A 22,269-nucleotide genomic window follows, 5' to 3' on the forward strand; every position below is an offset into this window, starting at 1 on the left:
GTTAACCCGCGTAAGAACGCTGCCCTTCGGATGAGCAGGCAAAATGCCTTCAGTCAAATGGACCCGTCCGCCGGGCCAAGCGCTATTGCAATCTCTGCTGCCAAGCTCTCTATCAGCCCCTTGAACTCGGCGCGGCGCTCCTCGCGAATATGCAAAGGAAGCTGATCGACGGCCGCGAGTGCGTTCTCAGCGGCTGCAAAATCCTCGCACATTCCCCTGAAGTCCTCATCGCGCATCGACAACTCCCTGATTTGCAAGGAGCGCGCCGGAAACCGCCGCAATGCCGCTGCCATGCAGTGTTTCCAGTCCGGTTCCCCATTCATTGCGCTGCCTCCACCTTTGGTTTCAAAGATGTTTTTTATCTCGTCGGATTGTATTGCGCTCTGCCGGGGTATGGACGTAATATACGAGAGTATACGGGGCAGTTTTTTGCAATCCTACGTTTTGCCCATGAGGGGCGGACATGACAATTGCTGACAGGGGGAGCGTCCGAGCCGGATCGCCCACCGCTCTCCCTACGAACACGGAAATTCTTTCACAACTCGATCGAATACGGTTAAGCGCCGAATTCGACGTGCCGGACCGAGCGCGCAAATTCCTGGCCTACATTGTCGGAGAGGCAATTGCGGGTCGTGCCGACCGGATAAAGGCCTATTCCATCGCCACCGAAGTGTTCGGGCGGGATTCTTCTTTCGATGCTCAAACGGATCCAGTCGTACGGATCGAAGCAGGTCGTATCCGACGCGCCCTCGAGCGCTATTATTTCGTTGCTGGGAGCAACGATCCGATCGTGATTAAAATTCCCAAGGGCGGCTACGCGCCCGCCTTCGAAAAACGGGACGGTGCGCCGTACCAGCTAAGCTCCGGACAGGCCGCAAACGTTCAGTCGCGTTCCATGCCGCTTGAGCAGACCGCGCTGTGGGTCAGTGTGGCCACAGTGGGTCTCCTGACATGCGGTTTGCTAGCAAATGCATTTTTCGGCTCCGCGGCAACGACAATCGAGAGCCTCACTAAGCCTGGCGGCACTCGACCAAGCATTCCGAAGCTGATGGTGATGCCGTTTGAAGACCTTTCACAAACGCCCCAATCGGCGATGATCACACGCGGGCTAACAGATGAGGTCATCAGCAACATCGCCAAGTTCAAGGAGATTGTTGTGGTCGCCGGGCCGGCAGCCCCGAACCCTCATATCGCCGAAAGGGAATACCCGGCCTTTGCGTTAGAAGGCCGGGTCCGGCTCGATGGCGACAAACTTCGGCTGGGCATACGGTTAGTCCAGCATTCCGATGGTTCAGTCGTGTGGGCGAACACCTATGACGAAGTACTACAGCCGCGTAAGATCATCGAGTTGCAGCAGAACGCCGCTGCTGCAGTGGCCAGCGCCATCGCACAACCATACGGCATTGTTTTCCAGGCCAACGCCACACACTTCATGCGCTCTGTCCCGGACGATTGGCAGGCTTATGCGTGCACCCTGGCCTACTACGGGTATCGGGGCGATCTGAATCCGCAGACACATGCCACCGTTCAAGAGTGTCTTCAGCAAGCAACGACACAGTTTCCCGATTATGCGACGGCATGGGCACTACTCTCACTGACCTATGTTGACGAGCTTCGCTTTCGATATCGTCTGCACCGATCGACGACCGTGTCGCTCGCGCACGCGATCGAGGCTGCGGCGCGTGCGGTGGAACTTGACCCTCAGAACGTTCGCGCACTGCAGGCGGAGATGCTTACATTATTTTTCCGGGGCGAAGTTAACGCTGCCCTGACGGTCGGCGCGCGCGCTTATGCTATCAATCCCAACGACACTGAGCTCTCGGGCGAATATGGTTTCCGGCTCGCCCTGTCTGGTCAGTGGCGTTCGGGGTGCGACCTTGTATCGAAAACCGTAGCGAGCAATCCCGGGCCGGTTGGATATTTCGAGGCCGCGCTCGCGGTCTGTCGCTATATTGAACACGACTACGTCGCCGCCGAACGGTGGGCCCGATCGGCGGACCTTCACGCCAATCCTATCTACCATGTCATATTGCTTGCCATCCTTGGAAAGCTCGGCAAGATGGATTTGGCTCGTACCGAGAGAGAATGGCTTGAAACCAACGTGCCTGGCTTCCTCGAGAACGCACGCAACGAAGTCGCATTACGAATTCACCGCCCGGAAGACCAGCAGCATTTCATAGAGGGTTTGCGTCAGGCGGGCGTATCGATTCCCGGAAAATGAGGTATCGCCCCAAGGGGAACAGGACAACAGGACTGCGTCTTTTCACGTCGGATTCGGTAGTCTGGATGCCCCCAGCCGCAGCCCTTCCGATCCTACGGTGTCCGTGTTCATCCAGATTAATAGTAAACTGTGGAACACGCTGAGAACGATTGGCCCCAGGAAAAGTCCTATCAATCCGTAAGAAAGCGTGCCGCCGAGCACACCCAACAAAATCACGAGTGTCGGTGTGGAAAGTCCGCGCGCGACCAGGATTGGCTTCATGACATTATCGATGATGAGGAGGGGTATCAGCAAGATCGTAAACAAGGCAGCCATCCCGAACTCCATTGACGTCCACGCCCAGACGATTACCGGCAGCAGAACCAACGCTGGTCCAATCTGAATGATGCAGAGGATAAGGACGACGAAGGCGATTGCACCGGGTGCAGGAACTTTGAAAAGGCTGAGGATCAAAACGCAGAGAAAGGCTTGCAAGAGGGCGACACCGATCACACCCCGCGCCACGTTGCGGATCGTTGCCGCTGCCAGTTGCAGAAAGCCAACGCCTCTATCCCCACCCATTCTGCTCGCAAATCCCTGCGCACTGTTTGCCAGCCGTGCTCCGGACCCGAAGAGAAAACCGGCGACAAGAACGGAAACCACAAAGCTGAGCAGGTCGGCACCGATCGACGCGATTTTGCCGAGCGCCTTGCTGCCGGCTTGCAGGAGCGAAGGCTTGATCTGTTGCAATACGGCTTCAAGATTGTCGGAAGCCATACTCCAGACGGAATAGATGCGCTCGCCGATAAGCGGAAAACTGCGAATACTGTCGGGCGGCGCCGAAATCAGCAGAGATCGATCATTGAGTCTTGCAAGCACCACCTGTATTCCCTCGGCAAAGCTGATCGCAATGGCTGCGAGCGGAGCGACGATAACGAGCAGCCCCAGCATTGTGATGACGAGCGCCGCCACGCGGGGCCGGTGGCCGAGAATAGCTGAAAGCGCAGCATAGGCGGGATAAAGGGCTACAGCCAGGATCGCGGCCCAGATAAGAATAATCGCAAACGGCGCGATCAAGGTAAAAGACCAGTAGGCGAAAAGTCCAACCAGGCCGATCCGCGCGATCTCCGTGATTCGCGGCTCGATAGACGGCCGCGCGGCGGGATTAACCGGGTCCGGGTTTCTTTGGGATGATGGATTGTCGTCCATGGCGCACCTCGCCTGTAATGCCGGAAACAAAAGCTCATCCGCTTGGTTTCTGAGGCTTGTGCGTTCGATCCGGTCGCACAGGGCCATTTCAGTTGGAGCAACGCAAGTCCTGTCTTCCGCACCGATCGTTCCGTCGCGGGGGCCAGCTCACCCTCATGCAGCAAAAGATGATCGTTGATCGTACGCCGCTTATCGGTAGCACAGCAGTAACATACCGTAGCATACGTCAATCAACGTTCCGGCTTTGCGCGTTTCGTCGTACACAGAACTTCGCTCATGGCAGGTTTTACAAGCGCGTGAATGATGAGGAATTGACGGGACTGCCCGCAAGTTACCTATCGATATTGACCACGATCAATGCCACCGACGCATTCTGGCGTAATATTAGACTTAAGGAAATTGAGGTGATTAGTCCCCTTCTCTACTTGCCTTAGGTTCAAGCATTTTTGCCGCAGCTAGCGGCTTCTGCCACTTTATAGGAAGGGGGAGCGCAGAGATGGAAGATTCCTTGCATCCGGCTGCGGTTGCCCATCTGCCGCCGTTCATCACCGCGCCGGGTCAGACCGACGTTCTCTTCAACGTGATGATCGTCTTCGTCTTGCTGATGATCTTTGTGGTCGGCATCCTTTACCTGCGCCTGCACGCTTTGCCCGAGCACATGGCGCATGGCGCCAGCAAAGTGCAGTTGCAGATCGTCGGCGTCTTGGCGCTGATCGCGCTCTTCACCCACAATCACTTGTTCTGGATTGCGGCTCTCCTACTTGCCATGGTCGAATTTCCGAACTTCTCGTCTCCAGTCGAATCGATCGCTCGCTCTCTGGCAAAAATGGCCGACCGCCACGATGGAACCGACGAACCCGGGACGAGTGCCCAGCCGGCGGCGATGCCCCCGCGAGCCAACGAATCCCACGCAAGCCCGCCGCAATGGGTGCCGCTCGAGATAGAGGCCGTGGCAGGTGACGATAAGGCGGAACGGAGGGGGTGAAAATTGTGCTGGAATTCCTGATCTGCTCGCTGCTCACCATTTTTCCGGACTACCTCGTCCGCCGCTATGTCCAGGGCAAGCGTGTCGGCCGTGAGATAAATCTCTATTCCATGTGGTTTGAGCTCCGATACGGCATAACGGCTTGCCTTATCCTCACCATTTCACTGATCACAATGATCTTCTACTTCCATCCATCTACCAGCAACGTCACCGCGGTGTTCCGCACGGTAACGATCATGCCCGAATCAACCGGGCGAGTAGCAGAGGTTTATGTTGACCTCAACGAGAAGGTTTCTGCCGGTGCTCCCCTCTTCCGCCTCGACGATTCCGAGCAACAGGCAGCACTTGAGACCGCCCGCCGACGCGTCGCCGAGATCGAGGCAGAGGCAATTGTTGCGCAGAGCGAACTGGCCTCCGCCGACGGACTTATCGCCCAAGCCGAGGGCGACTATCTCCAGGCGCTGAATGAACTCGAGACGCAGGTCGAATTGAACCAGCGCAACCCTAACATCGTCGCAAGGCGCGAAATCGAGCGCCTTCAGGTCGCTGTCGACGGTCGCGATGGTGCGCGTGCCGCGTCGATCTCCAACAAGCGGACCTTGGAAACGAAAATCGCCTCACTCCTGCCGGCGCAGAAGGCGAGCGCTGAAGCGGCGCTGACCCAAGCCCAGGTGGAGCTCGACAAGACGATCGTACGGGCTGGAACCGCCGGCGTAGTCCAGCAGTTCGCGCTCCGAGCTGGAGATATTGTCAATCCGATGATTCGCTCGGCCGGCATCCTGGTTCCCGAGCAACGCCGCATTGGCCTGATCGCTGGCTTCGGCCAGATCGAGGCACAGGTGATGAAGGCCGGGATGATTGCCGAGGCGACCTGTATCGGCAAGCCGTTCACCATCATCCCGATGGTGGTGACCGAGGTGCAGGACGTCATCGCCGCCGGCCAAATTCGTCCGACCGACCAGCTCGTCGACGCGCAGCAACTTGCCAGTCCTGGCACGCTGACTGCCTATCTGGAGCCGCTCTACGAGGGACAGTTCAGCGGCGTACCACCTGGAAGCAGTTGCATTGCCAACGCGTACACGAGCAATCACGATGCACTACATGCGCCCGGCATCAGTACACCGCACTGGCTATTTCTGCACGTCGTCGATGCGGTGGGATTGGTGCACGCCATGATCCTCAGGCTTCAGGCCCTGCTCTTGCCGGTCCAGACGCTGGTCTTCAAGGGCCATTGAGGAGGGTCGGCTCCGCGGCGCCCAGCGCAGACGCCAATACCTGTCGAGCACTCAACCGCAGATTTAATGCCGATCGGGGCAGCGACCCCTATGCAATAGAGGAGGGGACAATGGACAAGCACACCGACGACAGGAAAAAGAACAAAGCGGAGGACAGGAAATCCGCTGCGACCGAGGCCTCGGAAACGCGGTCCGGTGGAAACTATGCAAAAGAGCTGGCCCGATTGCAGGAGGAGATTGCTCATTTGCAGGCTTGGGTGAAGAAGACAGGGGCTCGGATCGTCATCGTCTTCGAGGGACGAGACGCAGCCGGCAAGGGCGGCGTGATAAAACGGATCACTGAGCGAGTCAGCCCACGCGTCTTTCGTGTCGTGGCCCTACCTGCCCCGACGGATCGTGAGAAGACGCAGATTTACATGCAACGCTATATACAACAGTTTCCCGCGGCCGGCGAAGTCGTGATCTTCGACCGCTCCTGGTACAACAGACCCGGCGTCGAGCGCGTAATGGGCTTCTGCTCGGAGAAGAAGGCAAAGCGCTTTCTGGAGATCGCTCCCCGGTTCGAGGCAGCGATGATTGAAAGCGGAATAGTGCTGCTTAAATATTTCCTCGATGTAAGCGAGGAGGAACAGGACCGCCGATTCCGGCAACGCATCAATGATCCGCTGCGCCAGTGGAAGCTATCACCGATGGATGTCGAATCCTATCGCCGCTGGTGGGACTACACTCGAGCCTATGACGAGATGATCAGGATGACAGACACCGACGATGCGCCATGGTGGATCGTCCCATCGGATAATAAAAAGCAGGCGCGCGTGAATTGTATCGCTCATATTCTTTCCTCTATTCCCTACGAACGGGTGAAGTTCGAGGAACCCGACCTCGGCAAGCGTCAGAAGCGGCCGGCTGATTTCGAAGGAGATACGCGCCGCCGCACGGTGCCAAACCTCTTCTGAGCACGTCCGGCGCTGTGCGTCTGCGGTCGTCGGCGGCTTGCCGTATCTTCGGCTACGACGCGCGCGGCAGCCGGGCAGCCGAGCAAACACTCCACTCGCTCGAGCCGGCAGAATCGTTTCCATTTAAACTGGAACGGCTCAAAGCGATGCTGGACTTGCGTGTCATCCCCCGAGGGCCGAGGCTAAGGCCACCAGAATCAAACCGATCGCGACCATCGCAAGCGCCAGACCCACTGGGTTGCCGGAGTGACGTCCCAGAGTATACCCGGCCAGAAACAACAAAGCAGTGGCTATCGCGTTGGACACCTTCACTGCGGCCAGGGCGTTTGTCATGACGATGAACGGAAACACAACCGGAAATGTGCAAAAGAAGACCAACAGAAAGACACCTAGCGCGCTGATGACATCACGCGTGGTGGGTCGCGCGCGCACCTCATCGTCAGGGAGGCTGGCCAGGTGCCGGCGTATCCGTTCCAGGTCTTCGGACGAAAGCGCTGGCAGAATGATGCCCGGCAGTGCCTCTGCCACGATACCGCGAGCCGCTTTAACGTCATCAGCTGTCCGCACACGGTGAACCGTTCGCTCCGAAAGCTTGCGCTCAGCCATCGAGCTCATGAAGTACATGACGGCGTCGATGATACCCCACGCCAGATTGCAGCCGACAGCTCCAACCAGCATTGACCGCACATCCGCTCGTCCTGCATCCGTGGTGCTCAGCGAATTCGTGAACGTCATGACCATGATCAATCCAAAGAGCACCTCGTTGGAGCGGTCAACAGGATTGAGGACGCCGTAGAACAAATGCTTCGAGCCGCCATTACCCGGCACTTTCTCGCTCATTGGGTCACTCCTGGGGGCAAGAGGAACAGCGTCAACGCAAATATGGCGTAAACCGCCAGTGCCATGACGCCCGCATACCACGCTGCGTGCCCGCCATTGGACAGAAGGGTCGCCGCCATGGTCGCCACCAGCATCATTGCCACCGCGCCGGGCCAGAATTCGAGCGACATCGGCTGGGGCCCAATGAAGTAGCTGACAAGGACGAGTACCGGCGCAACGAACAGAGCGATCTGCGCAGCGCTGCCCAGCGCGATGCCAACGCTGAGGTCCAGGCGATTTGCGCGCGCCGCTGAGAACGCCGTGGTCATTTCCGCAGCTCCGCCAACCAGGGCGATGACTATGAAACCAACGAAGGCCGGTGTCAGTCCTAGATGTTGCGCGGCAGCTTGCACCGACCCGACGAAAATCTCGCTGACCATTGCGACGAGGAGCGTGACGACAATCAAAACGACGATCCCGATCGAAAGCGGCCAAGGCTCCTCTCCCGCCTCGGCCTGACCGACGCTTGCAAACAGTTCCTTGTGCGTCTTCAGGGAAAACACCATGCCAAGTCCGTAGACGGCTATGAGCAGGATCGCCAATCCTAGGCTCAACTGCTGGGAAAATTCCGCTGCCGGGGTGCGGTCCAAGCCGCTCGTGAGCGAGGGTACCAGGATTGCAATCGTCGCAAGGAACAGGAGGCTCGCCTGAAAACGTGCATTCACCCTGTTGAATTCCTGCAGATGATGTTTCAGGCCGCCGATGAGAAAAGCGCCTCCAAACATGAAAAGGCTATTGGTGACGATTGCGCCCGCGATTGAGGCTTTGACGAGGAGATACTGCCCGGCCTGCAGAGCGGCGAGCGTAATAATGAGCTCCGTCAGGTTACCGAGCGTGGCATTGAGCAGGCCACCGACCGCATCGCCGGTCTTTGCCGCCACCGATTCCGTGGCGCGGCTCAAGAGCGCAGCGAGCGGTACGATCGCTGCGATCGCCATGAAAAACAATAACGTATGAGCCTTCGGAGCCATCCGCTCCAGGAGAATGACCACAGGTACGAACAAGATCAACGCCAGGAGTGGAGATCGTCGAAGCTCCCGTAAGACCGTTTCAATTGCAGATCGCGACTGCTTGGTGGACCTTTTCACCTCGAAAGTGCGCATCCGTATGGTCCTCCGGCCCTGAAGGGCTCGTGACTTGGTTTCCGAGTGCATGACGCAAACGGGGCAAACTGCATTTCGCCGTTACGCAACTACTAAGCATGATCCGAGGACTGACGACGAACCACCCGATCTCATCATTGCGCCGTTGCTCGACGAAAGGACGTTTGACCGCAACGGGGTTCCAGGAGAGGCTCTCGTGGAAGCGCTTCACTCAGGCAATGTCGTTTGCCGGAAGAAGGTCACGATCGTATCGTCGGGAGGTCCGAACCACTCGCTGAAGAATGCCGGGAAATCTTCCGATCGGTAGGTGCGGCTCAACGCTCGGTCAACGACGACACGAAAATCCTCGTCGTTGCGCGCCAGCACAAGCGCAAGCGGTTCGTAGGTGAAATGGCGCTTCAGTACGATGAGATCGCCGGAATTTTCGCCGCGCGCGGCGGCGTCGAGCAAGAGCGGCAGGTCGCCGAAGAGTACGTCGGACTCGCCGTCCAGAATATTGGCGATTCCCTGATCATAGCTCTCCACAGCAGCGATTGTCGCTGAAAGCTGAAATGTCTTTATCCGCTCCGCAAGCCAATCCTCACTGGTAGTACCTGCGATCGGGGAAAATGTCTTCTGATTGAGTACGGTTCTTGCAGGGGATCCCCGCCAAATGGGCCGGTCAGAGGGGCGACCCTGCGTCAGAACCTCGCGCAGCGCAAGGGGTGCGCTCGCATTCAGTACTGCACCCGTCCCGCTCGGAAAGATCGCTATCGAGAACGAAACCTCTTTTCTGCGCGTCAAGGTCACGGGTGACGCACCACAGAAGAGATCGGCCGAACCTTGTCGTATGGCGTGGTCGGCAGCCTCCCTGGTGAGCTCAATCCACTCGACCGCAAGATCGGCAATCCCAAGTTCACGTTTCAGTTCCTCGGCCACCTCCATGCACAGGCTGACGGCGTAGCCGGTCGCGCTCTCCCCTTCGGCCTTGAACGAGAATGGGCGCGCGGTCGCATCGTAGCCCAGTTTGACGGTGTTGCTGCTGCGGATGCGATCAAGCGTCTGTGCTTCGGCGCTCGCCCACATGCTGACGGTCACTGCTCCTAGCGTCAGCCCAAATCTGACTATCCGTCGTCCCGTTTGACGTCCTTCGCCCGGTGCGGCTTGCATGTTGCATCCTCCCAACGCTTCTCTTGACCTCACGCTGTCTTCACATTTCCCGGTCTTGGGGTGAAGCGAGGCGCGATAAGGCCGTAAATGATGAAGGCAATTCCAGTCACGAGCATACCGCCCAGCACGGCATCCTTTCCGGACGCATAAATCGCAAAGACGCTATAGAGCATGCCCACGATCGCGATCGAAGAATTCAAGCGGAACTTGCTTTCTGCAACGCCAGCCGCCCTCATCATGACGAAGAGTGCGGAAAGGGAGATAATGTAGGGAAGCACGTTGGTGACGACCGCCAGATTGACGAGCGCTGCGAACTGCTCGTTGAGCGTGGGTGAAATCGTCATGAGCGCCAGCAGAGACTGAACAACGCCCATGACGATCATCCCGGTTACGGGCGCACCCATCTCGTTCACCCGCGAAAAAAGGGACGGAAACATGCGCTCGTCCGCGGCGGCCCGCGCGGTCTGCGCGATGGTGAACTGCCAGCCGAGTAGCGAGCCGACGCAGGCGAGAACAGCCAGCGCCATGACGACTGATCCGATGGCGGGGTTGAACATCGTGGCAAAGGCAAGCGCGAACGGTCCCGTCGACGCGGCAAGCTCAGCGTTCGGCACGATACCCTGAATGACTGTGGTCGAGAGAATGTAGATAATAGCGGCACCGAGTGTCCCGAACAGGCAGGCAAGAGGAACGTCCCGCTTGGGATTTTCCACCGCATCGGAGTTCTGTGCAGCCGATTCCATCCCCAGGAATGCCCAGAGCGTCAGCGAGATGCTCGATCCCATGCCTTGAACGAGGGTCAGCCCATTGGGATTCCAGGCAGCCGCGAAAACCTCCGAACTGAACCATGCCCAACCGATAACGCAGAGCAGCCCTACGGGGAGGATCACTCCCCATACCGTGATTGACCCGATACGGCCCGTGACGCGCGGCCCGCCAAAATTGGCTACAGTCGTAAGCCACAGGAGGATGATCAGGCTCACGCAAGTCGCAATCGGCGTGGACGTCAGCCACGGGAAGAACCCGGCGAGATAGCCGACGGCCGAAATGCCAATCGCGACATTGCCGACAGCGAGCGAAAGAAAGTAGAGTAAGAAAACGAGGAAATAGCCAGGTTTACCGTAGGCATCCTCCGCATAAGCCGACATCCCTCCGGGACGCTGGTTGAATAGACCGGCTTGTGCAAATCCGTAAGCGATCGCCATCGACCCGACCGCGGTCACCAGCCAGGACAGAAGTGAAATGGCGCCGACCTGCGCCATGTTCGCCGGCAGCATTATTATTCCCGAGCCCATCATGTTCACCGCAACGATAAAGGTGAGCTGGACCAGGTTCATTTTCTTCTTCGACGCAGCTTCCATGGCAACGTTGAGCGAATGTTCAGTCATGACCTGATCCTCCCTCGGAAGAGGCGATTACTCGCGCACGGCGTAGGTGTAGAATTTGATCTGGCCGTCAACGCGCTCCTGAAACACACCCTGGACCTCGTAATTGAAGCCGGGGAAGCGGTTGAAGGACTCTTGGAATGCCAGGAAATAGTTGTGCATCGGCCGCGCCCTTTCGTCCCAGCGCTCCCCGGGGACTATGACGCCTATGCCCGGCGGGTAGATCAACGCGAGCGTGGCCGAAATCCTGCCGAAAGCCTCGTCGAGTGCCACATAATCAACTTCGTTTGCCACGAGGGCTTCATAAGCCGCTTTCGGCGTCATTGCGGGCTCGGGCATGCTCTCCGCCCTGAAGCAGAGGCGCTGCAATTCCTTGACCCCTGCTTGCCGATAGAAGTCGTGCATCTCTGCGCAGACCTGCCGGAGTGTGTATCCTGCATAGCGCTCTCTGTTCGCCGCAAACACGGTTGGTAGAACCTCGGCCAAAGGTGCGTCCCGATCCCATAAGTTCTTGAACTTCACCAACTTGGCTATCAGCGTGTTGAGCTTGCTCTCGTCCTCGGCAGGTGTGAGCAGAAACAGTATGCTGTTGAGGTCGCACTTCTCGGGAACGATGCGCTGTTCGCGAAGATAATTGGCAACGATCGTTGCTGGGATGCCGAAGTCTCGATACTCCCCGGTCGCACGGTCTATGCCTGGAGTGAGAAGCGTAAGCTTGTTTGGATCCACCATTGCGTAGCCATCGGAGTAGCCGGAATATCCATGCCATGAAGCCCCTGGACGGAAGCGCCAGCACTGCTGTTCCCGTTTGATGACCTCCGTCGGGAGCGCCTCCCAACGGGACTCGACAACATCCTCGGTATGTTTGGAGCCCGAGATCGTGACCACATCGGGTACGAAGGGGTCGAAGAACCACTGCTCCTGGGGCCCCGCACCCGACGACTCGTAGTACCGGGTGAATTCTCTGAGCTTCTTGCGTGCCTCGATACCCAGCTCGATACAGCGATCCCAGAGCATTTCACCAGCCTTGCCCTCGTGGATCTTGGCATTGACGTCCAACGAGGCGAATAGCGGGTAGAATGGTGAAGTCGAAACATGCATGAGAAGCGACTCGTTGAAGCGCTTATGTTCGACGTAGCGGCGCTGATCACGGATGTGCTCGTCGCGCTTGTGAATCTGCGAGGCTTGCGAAAAGCCCGCCCCTTGCTTGTGGACGGATTGCGTTGAGAACAACCCCGGCATTTCGGCATCAAGCGTGTCGATCCGCATCGGACTGTGGTTTTCAAACAACGGGTGGAAAGCGTTGTAGCCGATCCACGCCTCGTCCCAGAGTACGTAGTCGCACAGGTGTCCGATCTGTTCCAACACCTTGCGGACGTTGTAAATAGTGCCGTCATAGGTCGCAAGTTGGATGCAGGCGAGTCGGAACGGTCGCTCTGCACTGGCTCGCGTCTTGTCCTCGACCAGGGGATGCCTTTCGATCTGCCGGCGCAGGCTCGCTTCGTCCCAGGCGTCCCAGTCCACGGCACCGATCATCCCGAACGAGTTGCGTGAGGTCGGCAGGTAAACTGGTATCGCTCCCGCCTGCACCAGCGCGCCCTGATGAAGCGATTTGTGATTGTTGCGGTCGAACAACACGAGGTCGCCTGCGCGCAGTACCGCGTTCGTAACCACTTTGTTCGATGTGCTTGTGCCGTTCAGAATGAAGTAGGTCCGGTCCGCGCCGAAAATCCTTGCCGCATTCTTCTGCGCCTCGGCCGCCGGCCCTTCATGGATTAGCAGGTCGCCAAGGTCGACGTCGGCATTGCAAAGATCGGCGCGAAATATGCTTTCGCCGAAATAATTGAAAAAGAGCTGGCCTGCGGGCGACTTCCGGTAAAACTGACCGCCTTGGTGTCCTGGACAGTCGAACGCGATGTTGGCTTCTCCATCGTAAGCCATGAGGCCGCCGAAAAACGGCGGGAGGAGCGTCTTGCCGTAATTGACCAGACTTGAAATGATCTGCTTTGCGTAGAACGCCGGTGTCTGCTGCCCAAGATAAACGAAGCCGTCCACTTCACCGGCCATTTTAATCGCCGCAATGTCCGCAATGCCGTGGGAGTCTGCGAGGGCCCATAGCGGCGTGCGGAATCCGATGTCTCTGACCGCACGGACGAACTTGCGGGCATCTTCGAGCCGTCCGCCCTCGACCGTCCCAATATAGGCACCAACCGAAGCGTCCTCGGACACGTCGGCGTTATAGCTGCCGCGCAACTCGACTTCGAAATTTTCCGCGACAATGTGCGCAAGAAGTCTCTTCGTTTCCAGATTGCTTTCGTCGACGAATGCCACGACCTTGAGCAGCTTGTGGAATGGAATGGGGACGGTCGGAGCCTTCACATCACGCGGTATCATCTTGTCCCTCCTCGACGATGCAATCCACGAGATATCTCCGTCCACTCGGGTTAGCGACGAAACGGAGTCCGTGGATGTCCGTCTCAAATCCCGGGAATTTCCTGTCGAAGCTCCGGGCGTAGACGAGATAGTCCTGGATCGATCCTGTGGCTGCAGTGATCCGCTCGCCAGGCATGATGAGCGGGATCCCCGGAGGATAGGGTACAATCATGACTGCGAGTGTCCGGCCGATCAATTCGTCGATATCGACGCTTTCGACGCACCCCTTGACCAGGCGGTTGTAGGCGTCTGCCGGGCGCAGTGCCATTTCGGGCAGCACGGTGTACATCTCGCGCTGGGCATTCGGCACGCCATCGCTGCGGTACACGTCGTGAATTTTCTCGCAAAGATCTCTAAGGCCCATTGCACGGTAGACATCGGGATGGGCTGCCGCGAGGGCGGGAAGGGCGCGTGAAAGAGGCGCATTGGCATCATAGAGGTCTTTGAAGTTCAAGAGCTCGGTGATCAGGGTGCTCCACTTGCCCCGTGTGATCCCCATGGAGAAGAGCACCAGGAAAGAGTAAAGGCCGGTTTTCTCGATTTCGATCCGGCGAGAAGAAAGGAACTTCGTGACGACTGCAGCCGGAATACCATGCTCCAGCATCGCTCCGCCCGCATTGAGTCCGGGCGAAAGGATCGTGACCTTGATCGGGTCAACCATAACGTGATTCTCAGCCAGGTCTTCGAAACCATGCCAAGCGTCACCGGGCTTTAGAAGCCAATCCGACGTGGCGTCGCTCGGGGCCCGATCCGCGATGGGGGGCTCCCAGACTTCGAACCACCAGGAATCCTGCATCTGTGTCCGCACGGCGTTGACGGCTCGGCGGAAACTCATGGCTTCGTCAATGGTCTCCTGTACCAGCGCCCGCCCGGCGGGCTGCTCCATCATGGCAGCAGCCACGTCGCACGAGGCGATGATCCCATATTGCGGCGATGTCGATGTGTGCATCATGAACGCTTCGTTGAAGCGTGTGATGTCGAGTTGCTTCGCCACGGCATGCTGCACATGAAGCATTGAAGCTTGAGAGAAGGCGGCCAGCAGCTTGTGCGTGGACTGGGTTGCGAATGTGATGGCTTCTTGCGAGCGCGCGGGCTTCGTTGAAGAGATCGCGTGATAACCATCGTAGAATTCGTGAAAATTGGCGTAAGCAAACCAGGCCTCGTCGAAATGCAGTACCTCCACCGCATCGCCGAGCGCCGATTTGATTCCATCTACATTGTAGCAGAGCCCATCATAGGTGGAGTTTGTCACTACCATCAGGCGCACTTTACCGTTCGTCTCACTGGCAAACGGACTGGCGGCGATCTTGTGCGCGATTGCCTCTGGGGTAAACTGCTCCTTCGCAATCGGTCCGATGATGCCGAGGCCGTTGCGTGAGGGCGTCAGGTAAATCGGCGTTGCACCCGTCATGATCAGCGAGTGCAGGATAGACTTATGGCAGTTTCGGTCGCAGAGGACGAGGTCGTTCCGAGTGACCATACCCTGCCACACGATCTTATTGGCGGTCGATGTGCCGCCGACAACGAACAGCGTCTCATCCGCACCAAATATGCGAGCGGCATTGCGCTCACCCTCGCCAATCGGCCCAACATGATCGAGGAGCGAACCAACGCTGCCGACGGACACAGAAATGTCCGACCTCAATGTGTTCTCTCCAAAAAACGTATAAAAGAGCTGGCCAACCGGGCTCTTGCGAAACGCCACCCCGCCTCCGTGCCCTGGCGTGTGCCAGGAATAGGCGCCGTGAAGCGTGTATTCCATCAACGCCTTGAACATTGGAGGCGGAAGCCTCTCAAGATAATTCTGCGCCGCGCGCACGATCGCGCGCGCCATGAATTCCGGAGAATCCTCGAAAAGACGCATAAAGGCATTGGCGTGGCGCAGCACGGGCGCCGGCACCATTTCCGCCGTTGTATCGTCGCCAAACAGAAAGATTGGCAGCAGGTTGTTCCGGGAGCGTTTCGCGGCGAGCAGCTCGGCTAAAATCTCCCAGCGCGTCGTACTTGATTCCGTCCCGTCGACTGAAATCAGCCAGCAAGACTCGGTGTTGAAGACGTTCACGAGGCGGCGTGCATCCTCATAGCTGAGCCCTGCAACGACCCGATAACCTTCCTTTTCAATCGCCTCTGCGAGGCTGCGCATGCCCCGCCCGGCCGCGCTTTTACCCTCGTAATCTTCATCGATCACAGCGATGGGGAATGCCTTGTAGAACTCCATGGTCCCAGGCTCCTGCGGACGCGGCGGCGAATTCAAAGCTTTCGTTGTAATTCGTACACGCGCGACGCCGCCGCGTCGTTGATCCCGATCAAACCTATGACCGCGAGCTTATATTCATCCCGGAATGGTCGGATAATCGTGTTCGATCGGGCACCGACCGACGGATCGGCGGCGGCGACACCAACGATGCCGGCAGGGCTCGTGCTCACTCTGCCCACCTCTCGTCTGCGGTAAAGGCGACTGTCAACCAGCGATTGTGGCCTTCGTCGCCAATAGCAATCCCAATCTCATCTCGAATTTGGTCCCACGACTCTACCGGTTGAGGAGGAAAGTTGCTGGGCACGATGAAATGAAGCTCTATCTGCTTGGCGCGCCCAACCCTGGCAACATAGGCCCGGTAAGAAAGAAAGCCCTGCTTCCGCACCGTTTCGTCGGCGATGCGCTCCACCCGAGCCCTGAGCTCGTTTGGGGTGATCAGCAGGATATCGGCGAGAGCCGACTTAACCGTACCGATCGGCAGGGGGATGATGACGATGCAGACAAAAGCTAACACCACGGGATCGACGTATAACGTCATCCAATGCAATGCCGTTTCCTGGACCGCATGGCCGATTATGAAAGCAACGAGCAGCGCCGAGGCGATGCCCCCTGACATGATCCAGGCCTTGACATCAAGCGCGATGAAATTCGATCGAAGCCCGCGATTAGCTCGCGCACCGATCACCGCCATCATCGCACAAACGAACACGGTGACGGCAGCGTAGGCAATGGCGAACCCGAATTGGAGCTGATGGCCCCCTTTCAGAACGCTGGTCAGCGCATTGATCAAGGCATAAACGGCTATGGCCATTAGCAATGTACCGTTGAGAAGCAAGACGATCGGCTCGAGGTGCCAAAACCCCATCGTGAAACGATCCCGCATCCGGCCGGACAACGCACCGCCCGTTGCCGATACTGCAATCAGTCTGGAAACCCAAAGCGCCAAGACAGTCATTCCGGCATCGGCGAGCGAGTAGACGCCGTCAAATGTGATGGAGAATGATCCGGACAGAAGTCCCAGGATAATTCCGAATGCCGCGACGACAACGGTAGCGGCGATGGAAGCCCGAAGGAAGGTCTGCTCGTTGCACATATCGCCCTCGAGGTACGGAACGAACCACACACCGGTACCAGGCGCTGCTACTTGCCTCGATCGGGATGAGGAAAAGTGCACGCGGTTCTCCGCCCGCATCCGCTTTAAGTCATCGCAATCGATTTCGCGTCAGGTCACGGCTAGGATCATTGGCCGAAATCACCCGGCACGAAGCTCCGCCGTCGCTGCCATATGTAAACGGGGATGCTCAGCAACAACAGCACTAGTCCATAGAGAACAGGCTCCGCACCACAGCCGTAAAGCGTGAAAATTGCAAAAGTGAAACCAACAAGCTCGATAAGGGTTACACGCGGTATTACAGTACCTCCGCTAACACGAGCGGAGACGAGACTGCTGGCAAGAGCGCAGAACGCATAAGGTATGACGGCGGTCATTGTGCTCAAGCCGACGAATAGACGATAAATGGATGAGAAGCCCTCGGAACCGGCTGCCTGAACGAGAACGAGAATCGTCGCCAGAGTCGCCGAAACGACAATCCCCGTGGCCGGCACATGTCGCGCCGAGAGCCGGCTGAACAGCGGTGGAAACAATCCGTCTCGCGCCGCCGCCATTGGCACCTGCCCCATCAGCAATGTCCAGCCGTTCAGCGCTCCGATTGATGACAGGACAACTGCGAGAGAAATCGCTAGCTCACCGGCCGGTCCCCACATTCTCCTGGCTGCCTCGGAGAACGGCGCCACCGAGTGGACGAGCTCCTCTCTCGGCACCAACCCCATAACGACAATGGTGCCCAGAACGTACAGCGTTACAGCAATGGCGATTCCAAGCACCGTTGAACGCGGGATCGTACGTTCGGCGTCGCGCACATCGCCAGCGGGCACCGTGGCAGATTCAAGCCCCAGATAGGCGAACATGGTAAGCGGCGCCAACGCAGCGCTCGCCTGAAGGAGCGGCTGGCCGCTTGGATTGAAGTCGGCAAAGTGAGAGAAGTCGATGTAAAACAGGCCCAGCAGCGCGACGGCCCCGAACGGGATCATCTTAGCGTAGGTGGTGATTTCCGAAAAGAGCCCGGCCGCGTGGACGCCGCGTAAGTTGACGAGCACGACAAGCCAGATCACGCTCAACGTGAGCAGCGTCGCCGTTCCGCGCCCGCGGAGGAACGGAAAAAAATCGATGACCACGCCGGCGAACGCCACGGCGATAACGGGCAGGGACGCCCAGATGGAAATCCAATATCCCCAAGCGATAAGAAAGCCCGGAAAGTCTCCATAGGCAAGGCGCGTATATGCATAAGGCCCGCCGACTGCCGGAGAGAGCTTTGCGAGCCGTGCGAACGTCAGCCCGAGACAGATCGCACCCGCTCCCATCACGATCCAAATCACGATAGCGAGATTGCCGTAGGGAGCAACTGCCGCCGGCGAGAGGTAGAAGCCGGAGCCAACCATGTTACCGACGACGATGGCGGTACAGGCGGCCAGACCCAGGCTTTTGCCACTTGACGGTGCTGACATTTGCTCAACCTTTCGAGAGCGGGGCCCAGGAAGTTAGTAATGATGAGCGCTGACCTGCGTTGCCGGTGTGGCGCGGAGAGGCATGTCGGAACTGGAATCTAATAGTGGAAACTGCTCCATTAACTGTTTCGATCGCCTTCGCTTGCGGGTAGCGCACTCCGCGGGTGCCGTGCTCCTTTCCATGCGGATCAGGTTTCCCGGCAAATTTGGAGCTACACCTTCCGGGCTGACTTAGGCCGATTTTCATCAAGGTGAAAGAAAGTACCAATTCAGCAGCGCATCTGAGATTGACAATGCTCGATGCGGCAACAGGCTGCGTCAACGTCGCTTCGAGCACTCGACACCGACGCGCACGGCCGGGACCAATGCCTTCTGACCCGTATGGGTGCCATGCTCTCCTCCAGGCGACGGAGCAAACCGCGCGCATGCATGCTCTACCGTGTGCAGAGCATGCCACTCGATGGATCCTCTCGCATTGATCGCAGTCAAGTGTGCTCGCAGGGCGATACCTACTTAGTTAGCCTCCTGGCAGGCGCGCATGGCCTGCATTGCAGCGTCCGTTCCGGCAAGGCTCAGCGCAAAAGGCTTTCGCCCGTCCGGCGTGATCGTCAGCGTCTTCATCTTGGCAAGATCGTAGATGAAGTCTGGATTGTTGACCCACACGTAAGCTCCATCAAATCCCTCCAGCTGCTGACCGGTTGCCTCCCCGCTGAATTTCTGGCCGTCAACGTCGAATATTACGGCGCGTTTCTCGCCACTGCCAACGTTTGCAGCCAACTTTGTGTAGAGTGCCATGTAGCCGCGTCTGCCGGTCGTCTCGTCTATGCCCATCTGAATCTGCATGTCGTTACCCAACTTCTTCGCGATCAGGCAGCCGGGGCCCATGTCCCCTCTCACAACGATATCCCAGCCTGCTGCGGTGCCGTACTTCTTCATGTCCTGTGCCTGGACCATCGTTCCACTGCACAGAAGACTCACTGCCGTCGCCGCTACGATGCGCGTTTTCGAAGTTACGTTCATGACATTACTCCTCCTTGTTTCAGCCCTGCCGGTACGACCAGGCTGTTTCTGATGGCGGGTATGAAATCTTTTACCTACCCGAGCCGGACACCCGTGCTGGCCTGCAGTCTGCCCGGGGGGCAATATGATGTGCGTCTTCCAGCGCGAGCGCGGCGCCGATTCAACGAGCTTCATTGAATGTGCGGTATCCTCAATCGGTGACCACGCTCCATTTTTCATCCGGATCGAAACGATCTATGAATGGCACGATTTCCTCGGTGCTCGGACCAAGGTCCCGTTCATAGACGATGCCCTGCTGATTGATGACGAAGGTCTTAACCCCGGTTTCCGCATAAGCGACCGGCCAACTGACAAGCGCGAATCCAGCGATCATGTTGCCGTTGATGGTGTAATCGTATTTGCCGCCGGCGATATTGTCGCCTTGTGAGGTCAGAATTCGGAACCGGTAACCGAAATAGCCCTCTCCAGTCCTTGCCTTTTCCAGCGCGGCCTCGCTGATAGCGTCACCGACCGGGCTTTCGCCATCCCCCTGGTCTGGCGGCCAGTAGAGCCCATCCGTCTGGCCCGGGCTGCTGATCAGCTTCTGGGCGTATTCCAAAACCCCGTCCGCATCGCGGTCCTGGGATACATAGTCTCTCTGCGCCTCGACATAGGCGCGCGCCGTCTCGATCGCCTCCAACTCGTTCTCGCCAACGCGGCGATTGACGATCTCCTCAAGTCCGACATAGGTATCGAAAGCCCATTTGCCGGCCTCGTCCTTGACGATAGGAAACGGCAGTGGCCAGAGCCGGTCGCCGATGACGATGATCTTGCGACCGTCAAGATCGCGCACGACAATGTTGCGGGCCGCACCCTCGCGAATGAGACCGAAGGTCTCCATCGATCCTTCGCCCGCCTTCAGTTTCGCGGCGTTCAGGCCCAGAAGTCGTGCCAGATCGTCGAAATCATTGGCGGCAAGGACCGACTTGAAGGCTTCCACCGCCTTCGCCGGATCGTCGAACACCGGCGGCTCTTCCGCAGCGGCATAGTCGTAGACGCTTGCTGGTCCCTCTGCCTGCGCGAGAGCAGCATCGATCGCGCCCAGGAGCGGCGCAAGCGAGGCCGCCGATCCCACGAGGAGTGTGTGTAATAGCTTGATCATAGTCCTGCTCCCGTAGCCGCTCACCGCCTGCCGCCGCCACGGCCGCCGCCACCGCGACCACCGCCGCGGCCGCCCCCTCCCATCGGCGGCCTGCCGCCGCCGCGACTCATCTGCGGCCGCCCGCCGCCTCGTTGCCCGCCGCCCATGCTGTGGCCGCCGCGCCGTGAGGCAGACACCTCCCGCCGGCCGGAGTTGACGTTGCCCAGCCCGGACGGTTTTTTCGGCCTGTTCTGCGCCTTGGAAGCCATCTTCTTCTTGCCTGCTGGCCGATTGGCCGAGGACTTCTTGCCCTTGGGGCGGTTCACACCAGCTTTCGCGCCGCTGGATTTCGCCTTTGCCACCGCCTGTCCGCCGCCGGGCTTTGCGGTGGGACGTGCCGCGGCGTCCCGTCTCGGCTGCGCCTTCAGGCCCTCGAGCGTGCTCTTGCGCACGTCCTTTAGTTGGCTGGCGCCACCGCCCGGTCCCGACTTCAACCGATCGCGATTGATCTCGGTGGCGCGGTTACGGATGTTGTTGTCGCCGTTCGCCTTGATATTGTTTTTTAAGTTCGTCCTGTCCAACTTCTGGAGCTGGTCGCGATCGAACTTCAGCTTGCTGCGGTCGACATTTTTCCAATCGATGTCGTTCCACTTGACCTTGCCGTCTATACCGACGTTGTTGAAGCAATTGTCGCAGTCCACATCAATGTCGCCGCCCCAGTCTCCGCCCCAGACCCCCCAGTCGTCCCAGTCGACGATAGCGCCGAAGACCGCGCCGGTGACCGCCCCGGCAAAAAAGGCTGCGCCCGGGTAGTAATAGGAGGGATAGGGCGTGTCATAGTAGTCGATGGGCACCGGCGCATAATCGGGCTCGTACAGCATTTCCGGAGGATATTGCGGCACGTAGATAGTCTCCGGATTCGCCGACTGGATGATGATGTTGTCGCCCTCCTGGACCACCGTCATCTTGTCGTCCGACTTGATAATGTCCTTGGCTACCGCTTCGTCGCGCAACTGCTGGATCGCAATCAGCACGTCCTTCTGCTGATAGGCGACCGCTTGACCCAAGGCCTGCGTCCATTCAAGGTCGTCACTCATCATCTTGACGACGTCGGGATAGTTCAGCAGCGAAATTACGCTGCCATCCCAGCTTTCCTTCGGCTTGAGGTCAGGCTTCTTTTTGTGGTTCTCAAGAAAACGCTCCGCCTCAACGATCTGTAAGGGGTATAGCGACACGGCTGAAATCAGCGCAACGAGCTCGTCCGGGTAAAGCGCAATCCGCGCCACCAGGACCTCCAGTTCGTCGTCAGTCAACGGCTCCGGGGTTGATGCCACGGTACCGGTTGCAGCTTTCGTCGGTTCTTGTGCAAGTGAGCCGCTGACTTGCATCGACAGCATCAGCGTCATTGCGCCCGCAAGTGCAAGGGTCGTCCCTCTCATCATCTTTCCGCCTCCCAGGGCCGGGCTTATCGCGATTATCAAGATCGTGCTGGCGTCAATACGGCCGCGATCTCGGCTTCGAGTGCGCCGCGCCGAATGCTCACCCCTCATCTTTCTTCCCTGACAGATGGGCATACGGGCTATGCGAGCCCGGTCCGCGATTGCAGCGTCAGACCTGATCCGCGGTGGGGGGCTCTGCAATCTGCACCAGGTTACGGGCGAACGGTGGTTCTCGGTGCGCGCGCTGCTGGGGCCGGCTTTGGCACGGAGCCCGTAGTTGATGGAGGCGGTTCCTGGGCGGCGGCCCTACGCTTCAGTAGGTAAGTATTAATGG

General features: G+C 58.5%; 18 protein-coding genes. 4 read left to right on the forward strand and 14 right to left on the reverse strand.

Translation table 11 applies throughout. The features are described 5' to 3' along the window. Positions 1-53: 53 nt before the first annotated feature. Entirely contained in the window at positions 54-323 is a 270-nt protein-coding gene (locus tag PZL22_RS29720; RefSeq protein WP_010967342.1) for a hypothetical protein, read from the reverse strand. Between the two features lie 140 nt (positions 324-463). Here PZL22_RS29720 and PZL22_RS29725 point away from each other — a divergent pair, with 140 nt between their 5' ends. After that, the gene (locus PZL22_RS29725; RefSeq protein WP_095918790.1) at positions 464-2,221 is read left to right on the forward strand and encodes a hypothetical protein; all 1,758 of its coding nucleotides are present in this window, start codon (positions 464-466) and stop codon (positions 2,219-2,221) included. A gap of 42 nt (positions 2,222-2,263) precedes the next feature. Here PZL22_RS29725 and PZL22_RS29730 read toward each other — a convergent pair whose 3' ends face one another. Continuing rightward, positions 2,264-3,409 carry an AI-2E family transporter gene (locus tag PZL22_RS29730; RefSeq protein ID WP_088194909.1) on the reverse strand — a complete coding sequence of 382 codons (1,146 nt, stop codon included), beginning with the start codon at positions 3,407-3,409 and terminating at the stop codon, positions 2,264-2,266. A gap of 496 nt (positions 3,410-3,905) precedes the next feature. On the opposite strand from PZL22_RS29730, the gene PZL22_RS29735 reads away from it, so the two are divergent. From PZL22_RS29735 to ppk2, 3 genes are all read left to right on the forward strand, one after another. Beyond that, on the forward strand, positions 3,906-4,394 hold the full coding sequence (locus tag PZL22_RS29735) for a hypothetical protein (protein ID WP_088194664.1): 489 nt from the start codon (positions 3,906-3,908) through the stop codon (positions 4,392-4,394). A 5-nt stretch (positions 4,395-4,399) separates the two neighbouring features. After that, positions 4,400-5,629 carry an HlyD family secretion protein gene (locus tag PZL22_RS29740; protein ID WP_088194663.1) on the forward strand — a complete coding sequence of 410 codons (1,230 nt, stop codon included), beginning with the start codon at positions 4,400-4,402 and terminating at the stop codon, positions 5,627-5,629. A 110-nt stretch (positions 5,630-5,739) separates the two neighbouring features. Further along, positions 5,740-6,585, forward strand: coding sequence for a polyphosphate kinase 2 (gene ppk2 / locus PZL22_RS29745; protein ID WP_127616521.1), 846 nt, complete (start codon positions 5,740-5,742; stop codon positions 6,583-6,585). Positions 6,586-6,747: 162 nt separating this feature from the next. On the opposite strand, the gene PZL22_RS29750 is transcribed toward ppk2, so the two are convergent. From PZL22_RS29750 to PZL22_RS29805, 12 genes are all read right to left on the reverse strand, one after another. Continuing rightward, positions 6,748-7,425 carry a VIT1/CCC1 transporter family protein gene (locus PZL22_RS29750; protein ID WP_014528428.1) on the reverse strand — a complete coding sequence of 226 codons (678 nt, stop codon included), beginning with the start codon at positions 7,423-7,425 and terminating at the stop codon, positions 6,748-6,750. Continuing rightward, entirely contained in the window at positions 7,422-8,567 is a 1,146-nt protein-coding gene (gene cax, locus PZL22_RS29755; RefSeq protein WP_127616519.1) for a calcium/proton exchanger, read from the reverse strand. Before cax ends, PZL22_RS29750 begins: the two co-directional genes overlap by 4 nt. 207 nt (positions 8,568-8,774) lie before the next feature. Further along, on the reverse strand, positions 8,775-9,716 hold the full coding sequence (locus tag PZL22_RS29760) for an amino acid ABC transporter substrate-binding protein (RefSeq protein ID WP_127616517.1): 942 nt from the start codon (positions 9,714-9,716) through the stop codon (positions 8,775-8,777). A gap of 29 nt (positions 9,717-9,745) precedes the next feature. After that, positions 9,746-11,104 carry a putrescine-ornithine antiporter gene (gene potE, locus PZL22_RS29765; RefSeq protein ID WP_127522277.1) on the reverse strand — a complete coding sequence of 453 codons (1,359 nt, stop codon included), beginning with the start codon at positions 11,102-11,104 and terminating at the stop codon, positions 9,746-9,748. Between the two features lie 27 nt (positions 11,105-11,131). Continuing rightward, complete coding sequence (speC, locus tag PZL22_RS29770; RefSeq protein WP_028010621.1) at positions 11,132-13,495, reverse strand: ornithine decarboxylase; 2,364 nt, start codon at positions 13,493-13,495, stop codon at positions 11,132-11,134. Beyond that, positions 13,482-15,752 carry an arginine/lysine/ornithine decarboxylase gene (locus PZL22_RS29775; protein WP_127701304.1) on the reverse strand — a complete coding sequence of 757 codons (2,271 nt, stop codon included), beginning with the start codon at positions 15,750-15,752 and terminating at the stop codon, positions 13,482-13,484. The genes speC and PZL22_RS29775 overlap by 14 nt, the downstream gene beginning before the upstream one ends. Positions 15,753-15,784: 32 nt before the next feature. Beyond that, the gene (locus tag PZL22_RS29780) at positions 15,785-15,961 is read right to left on the reverse strand and encodes a hypothetical protein (RefSeq protein WP_164843070.1); all 177 of its coding nucleotides are present in this window, start codon (positions 15,959-15,961) and stop codon (positions 15,785-15,787) included. Then, entirely contained in the window at positions 15,958-16,884 is a 927-nt protein-coding gene (locus tag PZL22_RS29785; RefSeq protein WP_014528434.1) for a cation diffusion facilitator family transporter, read from the reverse strand. The genes PZL22_RS29780 and PZL22_RS29785 overlap by 4 nt, the downstream gene beginning before the upstream one ends. Positions 16,885-17,030: 146 nt before the next feature. Further along, positions 17,031-18,356, reverse strand: a complete 1,326-nt coding sequence (locus PZL22_RS29790; protein WP_102763285.1) for an amino acid permease — start codon at positions 18,354-18,356, stop codon at positions 17,031-17,033. 513 nt (positions 18,357-18,869) lie between these two features. Beyond that, complete coding sequence (locus PZL22_RS29795) at positions 18,870-19,376, reverse strand: hypothetical protein (protein WP_010967356.1); 507 nt, start codon at positions 19,374-19,376, stop codon at positions 18,870-18,872. 190 nt (positions 19,377-19,566) lie between these two features. After that, positions 19,567-20,517, reverse strand: a complete 951-nt coding sequence (locus PZL22_RS29800) for a DUF2950 domain-containing protein (RefSeq protein WP_107608729.1) — start codon at positions 20,515-20,517, stop codon at positions 19,567-19,569. A gap of 20 nt (positions 20,518-20,537) precedes the next feature. Continuing rightward, complete coding sequence (locus tag PZL22_RS29805; RefSeq protein ID WP_127701309.1) at positions 20,538-21,938, reverse strand: DUF3300 domain-containing protein; 1,401 nt, start codon at positions 21,936-21,938, stop codon at positions 20,538-20,540. Between the last annotated feature and the right edge of the window lie 331 nt (positions 21,939-22,269).

Origin of the sequence: Ensifer meliloti (assembly GCF_030064585.1) — a bacterium.
In the GTDB taxonomy this organism is placed as follows: Bacteria; Pseudomonadota; Alphaproteobacteria; order Rhizobiales; family Rhizobiaceae; genus Sinorhizobium; species Sinorhizobium meliloti.